Source organism: Mesorhizobium sp. C399B, assembly GCF_030323185.1.
In the GTDB taxonomy this organism is placed as follows: domain Bacteria; phylum Pseudomonadota; class Alphaproteobacteria; order Rhizobiales; family Rhizobiaceae; genus Mesorhizobium.
In genome coordinates, this window is sequence record NZ_CP100472.1 from 5,300,924 (window position 1) to 5,317,072 (window position 16,149).

The window sequence follows — 16,149 nt, forward strand, 5'->3', positions numbered from 1 at the left end:
CTCGCGGTTTTGACGGGGATGTAAATGGCTGCTGACAAGGTCGATCCGATCCACCAGTTCCATATCGTCAAGCTGATTCCGATCAATATCGGCGGCTATGACCTGTCCTTCACCAATTCGGCTCTGTTCATGGTCGCGACCGTGGCCATTGCATCGGCGTTTCTTTACCTCTCGACCGCAAGCCGCAGCCTTGTTCCCGGCCGCCTGCAGTCGGTTTCGGAAATGGCCTACGAGTTCGTCGCGAACATGTTGCGCGATGCAGCCGGAACCCAAGGTATGAAGTTCTTTCCCTTAGTGTTCTCGCTGTTCATGTTCGTGCTTGTTGCCAATCTGCTTGGCCTTTTTCCTTATTTCTTCACCATCACCAGCCACATCATCGTCACCTTCGGCCTGGCCGCGCTGGTGATCGGAACCGTCATCGTCTATGGCTTCATGAAGCACGGTCTGGGCTTCCTCAAGCTTTTCGTGCCGAAGGGCGTGCCCATCCTGATGATGGTGCTTGTCGTTCCGATCGAGGTGATTTCCTTTGTCTCGCGTCCGGTCAGCCTATCGGTTCGTCTGTTCGCCAATATGCTCGCCGGCCACATTACCCTGAAGGTGTTTTCCGGGTTTGTGGTCAGCCTGAGTGCGCTCGGCGCGCTCGGCGTTGCGGGATCGATCCTGCCGCTGGCGATGGCTGTGGCGCTGACCGCGCTGGAGTTGCTCGTGGCGCTCTTGCAGGCATATGTGTTCGCCGTGCTCACCTGCATGTACCTGAATGATGCGCTGCATCCTTCGCACTAGATAGAATTTCCGGCATCCTTCGCCGGATGGAATTGCAACGAATTACAGATCCAAAGGAGTTTAAAATGGACGCAGAAGCAGCAAAGTACATCGGCGCCGGTATCGCTTGCCTGGGCATGGGCGGCGCGGGCATTGGCCTCGGCAACATCTTCGGCAGCTACCTGGCGGGCGCCCTGCGCAATCCGTCGGCCGCCGATGGCCAGTTCGGCCGCCTGATTTTCGGCTTCGCCGTGACCGAAGCTCTGGGCATTTTCTCGCTTCTCATCGCGCTTCTCGCCCTGTTCGGCTGAGCCCCTGTTCGGCCAATTATCGGTCGGACGAGCATTGGGAAGAATTGGCTGGCCGCATTCCTGCGGCCATGCCTGATATCAGGGGATAGTCCATGTTCGTGACATCTGCGTTTGCGCAAGAGTCCGCACCCGCCGCTGAAGGCGCCCACACCGGTACCGAAGGCGACACGCATTCCGGCACCGGCGTGCCTGCCGAGGCGCACGGCACGTTCCCGCCATTCGATCCGGCGACGTTTCCGTCCCAGCTTCTGTGGCTGGCGATCACGTTCGGGCTGTTCTATTTGTTCCTGAAGAAGGTGGTGATGCCGCGCCTTGGCGGCATCATCGACGTCCGCAGCGATCGCATCACGCAGGACCTCGACCAGGCCGCCAAGCTGAAGGGCGAGGCTGACGCCGCCGTTGCCGCTTACGAGCAGGAACTGGCGGAAGCCAAGGCCAAGGCCAACGCGATCGGCCAGCAGGCCAACGACGCTGCCAAGGCTGAAGCCGAGGCTGCCCGCAAGAAGGTCGAGGCCGCTCTCGACAAGAAGCTCGGCGAGGCCGAGGCCAGCATTGCTTCCATCAAGGCCAACGCCATGAAGGAAGTCGGCACGATTGCCGAGGACACCGCTTCAGCCATCGTCGATGCGCTTGTCGGCGGCAAGACGAGCAAGGCCGAGATCTCGGCTGCGGTCAAATCCGTGGCCCGGTGAGGAGCACATCATGGACGCCACATCTCTCGCAACGCTTTGGGCAACGGTTGCCCTCGTCATTTTCCTCGGCGTTGCCGTTTACATCAAGGTGCCAGGCCTGATCGCCAAGTCGCTCGACGCCCGTGCGACCAAGATCAGCGACGAGCTTGCGGAAGCCCGCCGGTTGCGCGAAGAGGCCCAGCAACTGCTCGGCCAATACCAGAAGAAGCGCAAGGAAGCAGAGCAGGAGGCCGCAGCCATCGTCGCTGCCGCCAAGCGCGAGGCCGACATGCTTGCCGCCGAGGCGCACAAGAAGACCGAAGACTATGTCACCCGCCGCACCGCGCTTGCCGAGCAGAAGATCGGCCAGGCCGAGCGCGAAGCCGTCGCCGAAGTGCGCGCCAGCGCCGTCGACATCGCCGTCGAGGCGGCCCGCGCGCTGCTTGCCGGCAAGATCGACGCCAAGGCCGGCGCCGACCTGTTCAAGTCCGCGCTGCAGGACGTGAAGGCCAGGCTGAACTGAGCGGCGTTAACTCGCTGACATCAAGCCGCCCCGGCAACTTGGCGGCTTTTTTGTTGAGCGCGGACAATCTGCCCCCTTGAGGGGGAGATGTCGCCAAAGGCGACAGAGGGGGTCGGTGCGACCGGGCGCGACGCTCTTTCTGCGGCCAGTAAGGGCTAGCGCTTCACGCGCGGCGACCCCCTCTGGCCTGCCGGCCATCTCCCCCTCAAGGGGGGAGATTACCATTACTCCAACCCGGCGAAGCTCTCTTCCTCAACCACCTCAACTCCACCCAGCCTGAACGGCGCGAATGACGCCCGGTGCAGCCTTGCCACCGGACCATGCGCTTCGATCGCGGTGCGGTGCCGCACGGTGGCGTAGCCCATATGGACTTCGAACCCGTAGCGTTCGTGGTGGCTGCCGCAGCCGCACATCATGCGGTCGCGCATCACCTTGGCGACAATCGAGGCGGCGGCGATCGATTGCGAGCGCTGGTCGCCCTTGATCAGCGCGCGGCCTTCGCAGAGGAGGCCCGGCGGCACATCGCGGCCATCGGCCAGCGCCAGCTTCGCCTGGATCGGCAGGCCGGCAAGGGCGCGGCGCATGGCTTCCAGGCTGGCCTTGAGGATGTTGCTGCCGTCAATGCCTTCGGCGCTGACCGAGGCCATCGACACGCCGAGCGCTGACCCCAGGATTTTCAGGAACAGCGCCTCGCGCTGCAAATGGTTGAGCCGTTTGGAATCGTCGAGCCCGTCGGGAATGTTGGCGGGATCGAGGATCACGGCCGCCGCCACCACCGGCCCCGCCAGCGGACCGCGGCCGGCCTCGTCTATGCCTGCCACCGGCCACAGGCCTTCGGCCATCGCCTTCGTCTCGAAGGAGAAATCGGGCTTTTCGACGATTTCGAAAAGAAGCGGAGAATCGGAACGTGCGCGAGCCATGTTGCGGCGAGGTTCGCATCGGCTCCGATTCTCCGCAAGTCCCTCCAGGGTCGAGTGGGGCAAGACCGGGAGGGCACCGTCTGCAGGCCGGGGGACAGGCCGGACGGGATTCTTGGGTCGCCAGCCACGAGGGCAGGGCAGGCGCTACTCTCAGAGCAGCATCAGCTGCTCGGTCGCCTTGGCGGCGGCGACAAACTGGTCGGTTCGGAGCGTGCGCCGCTCGGCGTTGAGGCCGAGCCGCTTGGCCGTGATCTCGAAGCGCCGGCCGATCTGCCAGGCATAGGGGCCAGCGCCTTTCATCCGCTTGCCCCATTCCGAATCATAGTCCTTGCCGTCGCGCATCGAACGGATCAGCGACATCACGTGCCGGTAGCGGTCGGGATAGTGGCGCAGCAGCCAGTCCTTGAAGATCGGCGCCACCTCGAGCGGCAGGCGCAGGATCACATAGCCGGCCTCGCGGGCGCCTGCGGCGCGTGCCGAATCGAGGATGCGCTCCATCTCCTGGTCGGTCAGGCCGGGAATGATCGGCGCCACCATGACAGAGGCCGGGATGCCGGCATCGGAAAGCTGCCGGATCGCCTCAAGCCGCTTGGTCGGCGTCGACGCGCGTGGCTCCATGGTGCGCGCCAGCATGCGGTCCATCGTTGTCACCGACAGCGCCACCTTGGCCAAGCCCCGTTCGGCCATGCGCGACAAGATGTCGATGTCGCGCGTCACCAGATGGGATTTGGTGACGATGCCGACCGGATGGCCGCGCGCCTCCAGCACTTCGAGGATCTCGCGCATAATCCGGTATTGTTTCTCGATCGGCTGGTAGGGATCGGTGTTGGTGCCGATCGCGATGGTGCGCGGCTGATAGCCATCCTTCGACAGTTCCTTGTCGAGCAGCCGCGCCGCATCCGGCTTGGCAAACAGCTTCGCTTCGAAATCCAGCCCCGGCGACAGGCCCATGAAGGAATGCGTCGGCCGGGCGAAACAATAGACGCAGCCATGCTCGCAGCCGCGATAGGGGTTGATCGAGCGGTCGAAGGAAATGTCGGGCGATTCGTTGCGGGTGATGATGGTGCGCGGCTTCTCGACCTGCACTTCGGTCTTGAACGGCGGCAATTCCTCCAGCGAATTCCAGCCGTCGTCGAACACATGCCGGCTGACCGGCTCGAACCGGCCGGACGGGTTGATGCCCGCGGAACGGCCGCGGTTGCGATCCGGACGGACGCGCATGCCGCTCTGTTCGATCATCGCATTGGCCATCTCGGCTCGCCCTGCTCCGAAAGCAGCAATGTCCGCACGCACGATATGTTCCATTTTGGCCCTTTCCCAAGGACTGTCGGCTGGCTGTCGAATCGCTCTGTTCATGAAAATAATCCTATTTCGCTGATGAGAACAAAGCAAGAACTTTTTCGTTGGCCATGCACAACTGGCGCTGGGCCGGGCTTTCCGCTATTCGGCTAAAAATGCTCAGCGTTCTCATCGAAACCCGGGATGACGAAGAAGGCCTTGCCCGCACGCTCGCCTCGTTGATCGGCGGCGCGGTCGAGGGCGTGGTGCGCGATGTCATCGTCTGCGACACCGGCTCGACCGACCAGACGCATCGGGTTGCCGATCATGCCGGCTGCCACTTCGTGGCCGGCGGCATTGCCGCGGGAATCAGGCAGGCGAAGGGTGACTGGCTGCTGTTTCTGGAACCCGGCGCAAGGCTGGCGGAGGGCTGGATCGACGACGTTGTCGCTCACACGGCGCGGCAAACCATGCCGGCGCGCTTTTCCCGTGCGCGCGGCAGCCGCACGCCGTTCCTGTCACGGGTGTTTTCGGGCAACCGGGCGCTGGCCGAAGGGCTGGTCATCAGCAAGCGCCAGGCCGCTGCCCTGTCGAAGAACGCGCACAGCGCCGAAGCCCTTGCGCGCGGTCTCGCCACCAGGCGGCTCGACGCCGAAATCTGGCTGGCGCCGAAGAAGTGATGTTTCTCCCTTTTCCCGTTCCCAGGGAGAAGGGTGCCCGAAGGGCGGATGAGGGGCAGCGTCGGCGTCTCATCCGCATTGGCACGGTCGCAGCACCATCCCTCTTTTTCGCCGCAAAAAGCTATTGTGCATTGCACAAAAGCTGACGCGGGATTAGCATTCCGTTGATGCGGGATATCGGGGTTTGGGTAGTGCCGGAGCGGTAAGCAAGCGCCGCGTCGTCGTTGCTGCCGTTCATATCTGAGGACCCCGATGAACCTTTCGTCCCCTGACAAATCCGGCGCCCCCAGTCTGGAAGCCATTGCCCGCAACGGCAGCCTGCTCCGCCGCATTGCGGTGCGTATCCCGACCTATCTGTCCGACCTGCGCGAAAATCCCGCATGGCTGCCGATGTTCGTGCTTGCCCGCACCATGCCGGCGCGCAAGCTGCACTGGCTTGGCGCCAAAGCCGCGCGCCCCGCGCAGAGTGCCGGAGCGACGATGTTCAGGGGCGTCGACCTCAAGTCGATCGTCGCGGCGCTGCGCACCGATGGCCTGTTCTCCGGACTGGTCCTTCCGCAGGCAATCCACGAAGAGGTCGCCAGCTTTGCTCAGAGCACGCCGTGCTTCGGCAATTTCGACCGCCGGCTCGAATTCATGCCCGGAGAACACGCAGAAGCCGAGAAGCGGTTCGGCCGCTCTTTGCTCAGCGGACACTATTTCGAGCGCGTCCTCGGCTGCAAGGCGGCACTCGCCATCCAGAACGACCCGCTGCTGTTCGACATCGCCCAGCACTATCTGGGCGGGCAGGCAAAGCTGATCACCACGCGTGTGTGGTGGAGTTTCCCGACTGGCGAGGCTTCCGACGCCGACAAGAACCTTGCCTCGCTCGGCAAATATCATTTCGATCTCGACGACTGGCGGATGCTGAAATTCTTCTTCTATCTGAAACCCTGCGATGCCGGCACCGGTCCGCATGTCTATGTCAAAGGCAGCCACAACAGGCGCAGTCTCAAGCACCAGCTGACGCTGCTGGTCGGCCATCCGGCGCAAGACGTGCTCAAGGTCTATGGCGAGGACAGCCCGGTCACGCTGACCGGCGAGGCCGGGCTCGGCTTCGTCGAGGACCCGTTCGGCTTCCACATGGGCACCGTGCCGTCCACCACGCCACGGCTGATGATGGAGGTCGGCTTCGGCGTCTCGCCGCCCTCGCGCCGCCGCTTCCACGGCGAACCGGTCATCCGCTGAGGCCGGAGCGGATCTCGACCGGCATCCAGCGCGCTTGCCGCCGGGCAATGCGACCCTCTTTGTTCTCGGCATCATAGTCCATTGGGACCGGCTCGCGGTTGAACCGCGGCCGGTCATCCAGCGCATTGACGATGACGATCGCTCTCGGTTCGCCGTCGGTGGTCACAGCAGCGACATAGACGCCGCAGTCGCGGCAGATGAGATAATCGGCGGTGCGCAATCCGAACCGGTATCGGTGCAGCCGCGCCTCGTCCTCGACCGATACGATCAATCGGCCCTGCGGATCGGCGGCGGCGCGCGAACCATGCTTGACGCAGAACGCGCACTGGCAGGCGCGGATCTCCATCTCGGCCGGCTCAATTCCGGTTTCGAAGGTCAGGTGGATGTTGCCGCAATGGCAGCCGCCGCGATACGCAGTCATGGCATCTTTTCGCCTCAAGGACTTAGTGGCAGATTACCCGCCTGGCGGCCTTCAGGAAATAATCCTTTCGCCGGCGCAACCGCCATTCTGCCTGACAAGGCAGCGCTTTGCCTTGGTTTACGAGGCGGCCTTGCCGCGCCGCAAATGCTCGTCCAGGCGCGGCATGATCTCGACGAAGTTGCAGGGCATGTGGCGGTAATCGAGCTGCGGCTTCAGGATGCCGTCCCAGGCGTCCTTGCAGGCGCCGGGCGAGCCCGGCAGCACGAAGACGAAGGTGGCGTTGACGACGCCGCCCGTCGCTCGGCTCTGCACTGTCGAGGTGCCGATCTTGTCGTAGGAAATGCGGTGGAACACTTCGGAAAAGCCATCCATGCGCTTCTCGAAGATCGGCTCCAGCGCCTCCGGCGTCACGTCGCGGCCGGTAAAACCGGTGCCGCCGGTGGTGATGACGACATCGATGTCTTCGTCGCGCGACCAGCCCAGCACCTTGTCGCGGATTTTCTCCCGGTCGTCGGTGACGATGTCGCGCGCGGCCAGGACATGGCCGGCCTCGGCGATGCGATCAGCCAGCGTCTGGCCGGATTTGTCGTCGGCAAGGCTGCGCGTATCGGACACCGTCAGCACCGCGATGCGCACCGGGATGAACGGCCGGCTCTCGTCAATTTTGGTCATCGGCCCCCTCTGAAGCGATGCTTCGTGTCGCGGCGACAAACCACTCCGGTTCGCGGCTGCGGATCTCGGCGGCGGCGCGCTTGGCGACATTGCCGGTCTCGAACAGCCCGAAGCATGTCGCGCCGGAGCCCGACATGCGCGAGAATCCAGATCCGGCCCTGTTCAGCAGGGAAAGCGCTCGGCCGATGGGCGGCTGGATCGCCTGCGCCGCCGGTTCGAGATCGTTGCGGGTGATCTCCAGCCAGTTGCGGACACTGTGGAAGTCAAATGCACGCGGCAGCGGCGGCAATCCCTCATTGTCGCGTTTCTCAAGTGCCTTGAACACATCAGGCGTCGAGACGGCGACGCCGGGATTGACCAGCACCAAAGCGAGCGCCGGAAAATCCGGCACCAGCGACAGCTCGTCGCCGACGCCACCCGCAACCAGCGGTTTTGCCGCAAGACACATCGGCACGTCGGCGCCGAGCGTGAGACCGATCCGGCTCAGTTCGGCCTCACCGATGTCGAGACCCCATGTCCTGATAAGACCGTGCAGAACGGCGGCCGCGTCGCTCGATCCGCCGCCGACGCCGGATGCGATCGGCAGGTTCTTTTCCAGCCGGATGGCAACCGGCGGCGTGCTCTGCTGGCCGGCCTGCCTGCGCAGCGCCTCGCGCGCCTTCACCACCAGATTGCTGTCGTCGATCGGCACGGAAGTCGCGTAACGGCCCGATACGGAGAACCGGTCGGCGTCGGCAGGCTCGATCTCGACCCTGTCGCCGAAGCGGGTGAAAACGACCAGGCTCTCGAGCAGATGGTAGCCGTCGGCGCGCTTGCCGGTGACGTGCAGCGCCAGATTTATCTTGGCGGGCGCAAGCCACGTCCGGGCTGCGGCATCCAAACTGTCGGCTGCTGACGGGATGATGCTCAGTCCTTGGCCAGGCGGTATTCGCCGGTCTTAGGATCCTGGACCAGCGTGCCGTTGGTGCCGTTGGCTGCCTGCTTTTCGGTGCGCCGCACCTTGGCGGTCACACGTTCGGCCTCGCGGACGAAGGTGCGGTAGCCGAAATAAGCGGCTGCGCCGACAACTGCGAAGAAAATGATCTGTGGCATTTCAAAGCTCCTCCCTCGCAAGGCGGCAAGGCAGACTGTCAAGCCCTCATGCTAGACTCTTTCCCTGCTTTTTCAAAGCCCGAAGCGAGCCCACAATGCGCGCTCTTCCGCCGCATCGATCACGCCGCTTGCGGCGGCGGCGGCAATATCGGGCGCTGAAAAGTTCGAGCCGAACAGGCCGATGCGGCCAAACAGGCCACGCGGCGCGGTGACCAGCCTGAGCTGGGTTTTCGCGCCGAAGCGGGTTTTCAGTACCGTGCGCATGTCGCTCAACGCATCGACGAGGCCAAGCTCCAGCCCTTTCTTGCCGGTCCAGAACAGGCCGGTGAACAGGTCCGGATCGTCCTTCAGCTTGGTGCCACGGCGTTCCCTGACCAGGTCGATGAAGGTCTCGTGCACTTCCAGCTGCAGCGCCTTCAGGCGCTCGACGTCTTCCCTCTTCTCCGGCTTGAACGGGTCGAGCACCGCCTTGTTCTGGCCGGCGGTGTGGACACGGCGCTCGACACCGATCTTCTTCATCAACTCGGGAAAGCCGAACGAGGCCGAGACGACACCAATCGAACCGACGATGGAGGACGGATCGGCAAAGATCTCGTCGCCGGCGACCGCGATCATGTAGCCGCCCGAGGCCGCCACATCCTCGACAAAGACCAGCACCTTTTTGTTCTTCTCGACCGCGAGGTCGCGGATGCGCTTGAAGATCAGCCGCGACTGCACCGGCGAGCCGCCAGGCGAATTGATTGAAATGGCGACGGCGGGCGCATCGAACAGGAACGCCTTTTCGATGAGGGCGGCGGTGGACGCCAAGGACAGGCTCGGCCGGAACGGGCCGCCGCCGGCCATGATGGTGCCATGCAGCCTGATGACGGGAATGGTGACGACGCTGGATCGCCAGGATTTCGGCAGCAGGCGGTTGAAAAGGCGTTTCACGAGGTGGCTGTCTCCAAATGGCTTCAACGCATGTAGGGATTTGCCGGTCAACGGCAATGCTGCAATCCATCTCAGCCAACTGTGTGCCGGTTTTGCGGCAACGACACTGACGGGCCTAAATCAATCGCCAAACAGCGACGCCAGTCCGTTGTTGATCATCTCGGTTCGTTCCGACGGGCCGTCGCCCGTTTGCCCATGCAGCATCAAAGGCGGGCGGATCGACAGCTTGCCGCGCGCGCCGAGCGCTGCCCTGACCACAATGCGGATTGCGGCTGCTTCCGGGCGCGGATGCACGGCCAGCATCTCGGCGTCGCCGAAGCGGCCCGACAGCGCATCGAGGAGGTCGCCAAGCTGTTCCGGCCGCGCAATGACGGCCAGGCCCCCGCGCGGCTTGGCGACGGCAGCCGCACTCCGGATCCAGCTTTCGAACAGCCCGTCGTCCATGACATGCGCCTGCCGCCGCAGCGGATCTGGCGTGGCGCGGTCTTGCGCCGCGTTGAAGGGCGGGTTCATGATGACGAAATCGAAGGAATTGTCGGCGAGGCCGGCTTGCGTCCGCGCCCGGCCTGACAGCGTGACGTCGGCGGTCAGCACCGAGGCGCGATTGCCGAGATGCGCATTGCCGGGATGGGCGAGCGTGGTTGTGGCGAAGCCTGCCATCTCGGCCGACCGTTCGACGAGCACGACCTGCGCCTCTGGGCAGCGCGACAGCACGGCGAGACCCGCCGCACCGGCGCCGGCGCCGAAATCGGCGAGGCGTCCAGAAAAGCCGGATGAAACTGCTGCCGCCAGCATCATGGCATCCATCCCGGCGCGATGCCCTGTCCTGGGCTGGACAAGCCAGAAGCGGCCGCGATGGAAGGCATCGACCGTATGGGCCGGCGTATCGCTGGTAAGCGCGCTCGCTTCAGCCATTATGTCTGGCGGATTTCGTTCTCGATGCCGGCGTCTTTCAAGATGCGCCGCGCCTGATCGGCCTGGTCGGCATCGACCATCACGCGCTTCTGCAAAAGACCGATCGACCCTTCGAGAATGCTCATGTTCTGGTCGGCGACGAAGCAGGCAATCCCGGCATCGCGCATCAGCGATTCGACAAAGGAGATGATCACGGCATCGTTGGTGCGCACGAGTTCTATCATCGGACGAAGTTCGCAGGTTGCAGCGTTGATGTAAACGCTGGAGCATGGCGCCGAAAGTGTGGAGCGGTTTTCGGGCAACGGCATGCGGTCGCTAAGGTTGAAACGCCGTCACCGCAGCCGCGCCAATTCGCCTCTTGCCGTGCCCGTATGTGCCGCCCTAGAGTCCCAGGCGGGACCAGGGTGCCGTCGCACGCGTGATCAAAGACGGGAGTGTTTGTTGGTGGGTGTCGTTCTCAACATCGAAAACGGGAAGCGGGAACCCGCCTCCATCAAGGATCTCATCGACCTGACAGCCGCCGATATGGGCCGCGTCAACAAACTGATCCTGTCCAAGGCCGGCTCCGACGTCGAGATGATCCCGGAAGTCGCCAACCATCTGATCTCGTCGGGCGGCAAGAGGCTGCGGCCGATGCTGACGCTCGCGGCGGCCCAGATGTTCGGCTATTCCGGCGAGGGTCACGTCAAGCTCGCCACCGCGGTCGAGTTCATGCACACCGCCACGCTGCTCCATGACGACGTCGTCGACGAGAGCGGCATGCGGCGCGGCAAAAAGACTGCCCGCATGATCTGGGGCAACCAGGCGAGCGTGCTGGTCGGCGATTTCCTGCTCGGCCAGGCTTTTCGCATGATGGTCGATGTCGGTTCGCTGGAAGCGCTCGACATCCTGTCCAGCGCCGCCTCGATCATCGCCGAGGGCGAGGTGATGCAGCTGGCGGCCGCCAAGAACCTCGATACCACCGAGGACGAGCATTTCGCCGTCATCAAGGCCAAGACCGCGGCGCTGTTCTCGGCTGCCGCCGAGGTCGGTCCGGTCATCGCATCGGCGACGCGCAACGATCGCGCCGCATTGCGCTCCTACGGCATGAATCTCGGCCTTGCCTTCCAGCTCATCGACGATGCGCTGGATTATGGCGGCTCCAGCCAGGAGCTGGGCAAGAATGTCGGCGACGATTTCCGCGAAGGCAAGGTTACGCTGCCGGTCATCCTCGCCTACCGGCGCGGCACCAAGGCCGAGCGCACCTTCTGGAAGCGCGCCATCGAGGACAATGTCACCGACGATGCCGGACTGGAAAAGGCCATCGGCCTGATGACCCGCCATGGCGCCATTGCCGACACCATCGGCCGCGCCCGCCATTTCGGCGAGATCGCCCGCGACGCGCTGGCGCCGCTGGAGGCGACGCCGCAGAAATCGGCGCTGATCGACGTCATCGACTTCTGCATCAGCCGGGTAAACTGACCCGCGCCTGGCGCCAAAGCAAGTTTGCACGAAAAATCGGGCAATCACCGCTCGACAATCGGCTGCGCGTCAAATTATCTATAAAACATGGCAAAGACCGCAGACGACACCATCGCCGTGCGCATCAGCAAGGTGCTGGCCGACCGCATCATATCGGGCGCGATCGAGCCGGGCGCCAGGCTGCGGCAGGATCACATCGCCGAGGAATTCCAGACCAGCCATGTCCCGGTGCGCGAAGCCTTCCGGCGCCTGGAGGCGCAAGGGCTGGCGGTCAGTGAGCCCAGGCGGGGCGTGCGCGTCGCTACTTTCGATCTCGGCGAGGTAAGGGAGGTCGCCGAAATGCGGGCAGCGCTCGAAGTGCTGGCGCTGCGCCATGCCGCGCCGCATCTGACGGCTTCCATTCTCAACCTTGCCGAAGAAGCCACAAAGGCCGGCGACAAATCCCGCGATGTCCGCTCTTGGGAGGAGGCCAACCGCACCTTCCACCGGCTGATCCTGGCGCCCTGCGGCATGCCGCGGCTCATCGCCACCATCGACGATTTGCACGCCGCAAGTGCCCGCTTCCTGTTCGCCGCCTGGCGCTCGGAATGGGAAATCCGCACCGACCAGGATCATCGCGCGATCCTGAGCGCGCTGCGGCAGGGCAATACCGAATCGGCCGCCACCACGCTTGGCCGGCACGTGCAGTGGATCGGCCAGAAACCAGTCAAGACCGCGTCGGGCAAGATGCGCGAAGCGTTTGCCATCGTCGGGTAGGGACGAAGGGACAAGTCGTCGGATTCCGCGCGTAGCGATCCTTCACACCCCCCTCTGTCCTGCCGGACATCTCCCCCGCAAGGGGGGAGCTCAACAGCTTTGCCGTTGCGTTAGTCCTGCAACGTCGGCCATTGGCGAAAGCAAAGGCGACATCCGATCTCCCCACTTGCGGGGGAGATGGCCGGCAGGCCAGAGGGGGGTGCTGTCCCGCCAGCCTTTCCAAATGTCCTTTATTCGACACGCAAGCCCAAGCCTTTTTAGGGGTGAGGGTTGCCATTCCCGCGCAAATATGGATTCGATAATAGATCGAACAACAAAATTATCTATAATTTCAAACCAGCTAGGAAGCAACCATGACCGACATCGCCTTTTCGCCGTCCAAGCCGTCCTTCAGCCCGTTGCGCCTGCAAACCCGCTCGCATAGCTGGCAGGCCGCGGCCGTCGTCCTCGGTACGCTGTTTCTGGCGCTGTTGTCCCAGATCGAGGTGCCGATGGTGCCGGTGCCGGTCACCATGCAGACCTTCGCCGTGACGCTGGTCGGCGCACTTTATGGCTGGCGGCTTGGCGCCATGACCATCATCGCCTGGCTCGCCGAGGGCGCCGTGGGCTTTCCTGTCCTGTCCGGAGGGGCAGCGGGCGCGTCGTATTTCGTCGGGGCAACGGGCGGTTATCTCTTCGCCTTCCCGCTCGTCGGCGCGCTTGTCGGCTGGCTGGCCGAGCGCGGCTGGAACGGCAACCGCGTGCTGCTCGCCTTCGCCGGCATGGTCCTCGGCAACCTCGCCTGCCTGGTTCTCGGAATGGCCTGGCTCGCCGTCATGATCGGCCTCGAACAGGCCATCGCCTTCGGTTTCCTGCCGTTCCTCGTCGGCGGCCTGCTGAAATCGGCGCTCGGCGCCGCGACGCTCAAGCTGTTTTGGAGCAACAAGGCGGACCCGGCAGGAGCATGATCCCGAAAAGTGGAGTCCGGTTTTCGGAAGAGATCATGCTCAAACAAAAAAATGGAGCCCCATCCCGATACCATCGGGATGGAACAGGCTCCGCTGGCGCGTCCTGACCGATGACCGTCCGGCTGCGCTCCCACCATCTGCTTTGCCTGCTGACCTATATCGGCGAAGGGTACAGCGCAGCCTTCGTCGCCAACTATGACGTGATCGCGAAACGTCTGGGCCGGGGCGAGGATATTCTGATCGTCTCCGGCCCCGACGACATCTGTCGGCCGCTGCTCGGCGAGGCCGAGCCCCACTGCTTGCGCGAAAGCGCGGCAGGCCGGGACGAGCTGGCAGCACGCGATGTCGGCAAGCTGCTGGCCCGGCCCATCGAGGCGGGCGTCCGTCTCAGCCTCGACGCGGCAACGCTTGCCGCCTCGCGCGCGGCCTTTTCAGCCGGCGTGACGCGTGAGGCCTGCCAGGGTTGCGAGTGGGCCGGCCTGTGCAGCACGATAGCGGCAGGCGGATATCGCGATGTCAGGCTGTAGCTCCCAACCCCGATCTGCTATTGTCGGAACCGACAGTGTCTGCGTCGCCATGGTTTGTTAATCGGGTGACCCGATTGTGAATTCGGCCCGGATTGAAGCCTGACCCCAAAAAGGCCATGCTTTGTCAGGAAACATCGAGTCTATGGCTTCTCCGCGCCGACGCGGGATGGCGCTTGGCTGAAAGGGATACGATGCGGCAAGGACGTGCGCGCTGGCTCGCAGGGCTGGCAATTGTGGCAGGGATGGCGATTTCTCCGCTGCCTGCCTACGCCAAGGAATCGACCGACCCGGTCAAGATCACCTCCTTCTCGGGCGCCTATCTCGCCGCCCGCATCGCCGAAGGCGACAACGACCTCGACAGTGCCATCGCTTATTACAAGCAGGCGCTCGCCTTCAATCCTGGCGACACCTCGCTGCAGCAAAGCCTGATGCTGTCGCTGATCGCGCAAGGCCGCTTCGAGGAATCGCTGGTCTATGCCGACAAGCTCAAGGCAGTTCCCGACGTCGAGCGCTTCTCGCGTCTGGCTCTGGCGGTCGATTCCTTCCACAAGAAGGATTTCACCAAGGCGCAGTACTGGCTCAAGCTGTCGCTCGAATCCGATCTCGACCGGCTGATTTCCGGCGTCATGTCCGGCTGGGCACAAGAGGGCGCCGGCGACCCCACCGGGGCGATGGCCTCGATCGACAAACTGCAGGGGCCTGACTGGTTCGGCCTGTTCAAGTCCTTCCACCGCGCGCTGATCGCCGATGCCGCAGGCCTATCGGACAAGGCCGACGCGCTTTATGACGCGACCCTGACCGACGTCACGGCCGGCGGTGCCGCGCCCGAGACATGGATGCGCAACGCCCAGGCCTACGCGTCTTTCCTGGCGCGCAAGGGAAACAAGAACAAGGCGCTCTACGTGCTCGACAAGGCCGAGGCGTTCGCGCCCGGCAAGCTCGACATCCAGGCGCTTCGCGACAGGATCAGCAAGGGCGACAAGATCGAGCCCTTCGTCGCCAGTCCCTCCGAAGGCGCCGCTGAAATCCTGCTCGACCTCGCCATCGCGCTCAATCGCGGCGGCGGCGAGCCGTTCGTGCGCCTCTATCTGCAATATGCGCTCGCGCTCAAGCCCGACAGCGACGCCGCTTTGGTGCAGCTTGCCGCCGTTGCGGAGCAGCTGAAGGACGGCGAAGGCGCCATTGCGCTCTATAGCCGCATTCCAGCCTCCTCGCCGCTGAAGGAGCTTTCCGACCTGCAGCTCGGCCTCAACCTTGCCGATCTCAACCGTCACGACGAGGCTATCGCCCATCTCAAGGCATTCGTCGAAGCTCACCCCGATGACATGCGCGCCTATCTGGCGCTGGGCGGGGTCTATGCCTCGAAGGAAGATTTCCGCTCCGCCGCCACTCTCTACGACAAGGCGGTCGCGCTGCTGAAGACGCCGACCAATGCCAACTGGAACATCTACTATCAGCGCGGCATCGCCTATGAGCGGCTGAAGGAATGGCCCAAGGCCGAACCGAACTTCCTCAAGGCGCTGGAACTGTTCCCCGACCAGCCGCAGGTGCTGAACTATCTCGGCTATTCCTGGGTCGACATGAACATGAACCTCAAGGAAGGCCTGGCGATGATCCAGAAGGCCGTCGACCTCAGGCCGAGCGACGGCTACATCGTCGATTCGCTGGGCTGGGCCTATTTCCGCATGGGCCGGTTCGACGACGCCGTGCGCGAAATGGAGCGCGCCGTGTCGCTCAAGCCGGAAGATCCGGTGCTCAACGACCATCTCGGCGATGCCTATTGGCGCGTCGGCCGCAAGCTCGAAGCCACTTTCCAGTGGAATCAGGCGCGCGACCTGAAGCCGGATCCCGATGTGCTTGCCATTTTGCAGCAGAAGCTGATGAAGGGCCTGCCGCCGATCGAATCCAACACGGCGCAGGAAACCCCGAAGGTCAAGCCGGCCACCCCGCCAGCGCCGAAGGGGTGATCGGGCCATACTTCTGATGAAACGGGGCTCGCTGAGCCCCGTTTTTTCGGCTTGGCATCTTAGAGCAATTCCAGGAAAGTGTGCGCGGT

20 protein-coding genes are annotated in these 16,149 nt (G+C 63.8%); 11 read left to right on the forward strand and 9 right to left on the reverse strand.

The window, feature by feature from the left end; translation table 11 throughout:
- Positions 1-24: 24 nt before the first annotated feature.
- The 4 genes from NLY36_RS25075 (at position 25) to NLY36_RS25090 (ending at position 2,267) form a co-directional block, all read left to right on the forward strand.
- Positions 25-783, forward strand: a complete 759-nt coding sequence (locus tag NLY36_RS25075) for a F0F1 ATP synthase subunit A (protein WP_023696586.1) — start codon at positions 25-27, stop codon at positions 781-783.
- A gap of 65 nt (positions 784-848) precedes the next feature.
- Positions 849-1,073 carry a F0F1 ATP synthase subunit C gene (locus NLY36_RS25080; RefSeq protein ID WP_006206606.1) on the forward strand — a complete coding sequence of 75 codons (225 nt, stop codon included), beginning with the start codon at positions 849-851 and terminating at the stop codon, positions 1,071-1,073.
- A gap of 92 nt (positions 1,074-1,165) precedes the next feature.
- Positions 1,166-1,765 carry a F0F1 ATP synthase subunit B gene (locus tag NLY36_RS25085; RefSeq protein ID WP_023684380.1) on the forward strand — a complete coding sequence of 200 codons (600 nt, stop codon included), beginning with the start codon at positions 1,166-1,168 and terminating at the stop codon, positions 1,763-1,765.
- 10 nt (positions 1,766-1,775) lie between these two features.
- On the forward strand, positions 1,776-2,267 hold the full coding sequence (locus NLY36_RS25090; protein ID WP_023735596.1) for a F0F1 ATP synthase subunit B: 492 nt from the start codon (positions 1,776-1,778) through the stop codon (positions 2,265-2,267).
- Between the two features lie 224 nt (positions 2,268-2,491).
- On the opposite strand, the gene rnhB is transcribed toward NLY36_RS25090, so the two are convergent.
- Positions 2,492-3,187 carry a ribonuclease HII gene (gene rnhB / locus NLY36_RS25095; RefSeq protein WP_023735595.1) on the reverse strand — a complete coding sequence of 232 codons (696 nt, stop codon included), beginning with the start codon at positions 3,185-3,187 and terminating at the stop codon, positions 2,492-2,494.
- 150 nt (positions 3,188-3,337) lie between these two features.
- Positions 3,338-4,492: a PA0069 family radical SAM protein gene (locus tag NLY36_RS25100; RefSeq protein WP_023684378.1), complete on the reverse strand. Its 1,155-nt coding sequence runs from the start codon at positions 4,490-4,492 to the stop codon at positions 3,338-3,340.
- Between the two features lie 149 nt (positions 4,493-4,641).
- On the opposite strand from NLY36_RS25100, the gene NLY36_RS25105 reads away from it, so the two are divergent.
- A complete protein-coding gene (locus NLY36_RS25105; RefSeq protein WP_023684377.1) occupies positions 4,642-5,145 on the forward strand; it encodes a glycosyltransferase in 504 nt (167 codons plus the stop codon).
- Between the two features lie 252 nt (positions 5,146-5,397).
- Positions 5,398-6,372: a hypothetical protein gene (locus NLY36_RS25110; RefSeq protein ID WP_023696584.1), complete on the forward strand. Its 975-nt coding sequence runs from the start codon at positions 5,398-5,400 to the stop codon at positions 6,370-6,372.
- On the opposite strand, the gene NLY36_RS25115 is transcribed toward NLY36_RS25110, so the two are convergent.
- The 7 genes from NLY36_RS25115 to NLY36_RS25145 form a co-directional block, all read right to left on the reverse strand.
- Positions 6,362-6,793, reverse strand: coding sequence for a GFA family protein (locus NLY36_RS25115; RefSeq protein WP_023696583.1), 432 nt, complete (start codon positions 6,791-6,793; stop codon positions 6,362-6,364). The two genes, NLY36_RS25110 and NLY36_RS25115, sit on opposite strands and share 11 nt — an antisense overlap.
- Before the next feature lie 117 nt (positions 6,794-6,910).
- Entirely contained in the window at positions 6,911-7,465 is a 555-nt protein-coding gene (gene moaB, locus NLY36_RS25120; protein ID WP_023735594.1) for a molybdenum cofactor biosynthesis protein B, read from the reverse strand.
- Positions 7,452-8,345: a 4-(cytidine 5'-diphospho)-2-C-methyl-D-erythritol kinase gene (locus tag NLY36_RS25125; protein ID WP_023696581.1), complete on the reverse strand. Its 894-nt coding sequence runs from the start codon at positions 8,343-8,345 to the stop codon at positions 7,452-7,454. The genes moaB and NLY36_RS25125 overlap by 14 nt, the downstream gene beginning before the upstream one ends.
- A 26-nt stretch (positions 8,346-8,371) precedes the next feature.
- Positions 8,372-8,557: a membrane protein gene (locus NLY36_RS25130; RefSeq protein ID WP_023668475.1), complete on the reverse strand. Its 186-nt coding sequence runs from the start codon at positions 8,555-8,557 to the stop codon at positions 8,372-8,374.
- Positions 8,558-8,629: 72 nt separating this feature from the next.
- Positions 8,630-9,487: a S49 family peptidase gene (locus NLY36_RS25135; protein ID WP_023668474.1), complete on the reverse strand. Its 858-nt coding sequence runs from the start codon at positions 9,485-9,487 to the stop codon at positions 8,630-8,632.
- Between the two features lie 120 nt (positions 9,488-9,607).
- Positions 9,608-10,402: a tRNA1(Val) (adenine(37)-N6)-methyltransferase gene (locus NLY36_RS25140; protein WP_023696580.1), complete on the reverse strand. Its 795-nt coding sequence runs from the start codon at positions 10,400-10,402 to the stop codon at positions 9,608-9,610.
- A complete protein-coding gene (locus tag NLY36_RS25145; protein WP_023692106.1) occupies positions 10,402-10,626 on the reverse strand; it encodes a putative signal transducing protein in 225 nt (74 codons plus the stop codon). Before NLY36_RS25145 ends, NLY36_RS25140 begins: the two co-directional genes overlap by 1 nt.
- Before the next feature lie 220 nt (positions 10,627-10,846).
- Here NLY36_RS25145 and NLY36_RS25150 point away from each other — a divergent pair, with 220 nt between their 5' ends.
- From NLY36_RS25150 to NLY36_RS25170, 5 genes are all read left to right on the forward strand, one after another.
- Entirely contained in the window at positions 10,847-11,863 is a 1,017-nt protein-coding gene (locus NLY36_RS25150) for a polyprenyl synthetase family protein (protein WP_023668471.1), read from the forward strand.
- Between the two features lie 87 nt (positions 11,864-11,950).
- The gene (locus tag NLY36_RS25155; protein ID WP_023696578.1) at positions 11,951-12,619 is read left to right on the forward strand and encodes a GntR family transcriptional regulator; all 669 of its coding nucleotides are present in this window, start codon (positions 11,951-11,953) and stop codon (positions 12,617-12,619) included.
- A gap of 353 nt (positions 12,620-12,972) precedes the next feature.
- Positions 12,973-13,566, forward strand: coding sequence for a biotin transporter BioY (locus NLY36_RS25160; RefSeq protein ID WP_023735593.1), 594 nt, complete (start codon positions 12,973-12,975; stop codon positions 13,564-13,566).
- A 110-nt stretch (positions 13,567-13,676) separates the two neighbouring features.
- On the forward strand, positions 13,677-14,093 hold the full coding sequence (locus NLY36_RS25165) for a DUF1284 domain-containing protein (protein WP_023735592.1): 417 nt from the start codon (positions 13,677-13,679) through the stop codon (positions 14,091-14,093).
- A gap of 191 nt (positions 14,094-14,284) precedes the next feature.
- Complete coding sequence (locus tag NLY36_RS25170) at positions 14,285-16,060, forward strand: tetratricopeptide repeat protein (protein ID WP_023735591.1); 1,776 nt, start codon at positions 14,285-14,287, stop codon at positions 16,058-16,060.
- Positions 16,061-16,149 lie beyond the last annotated feature (89 nt).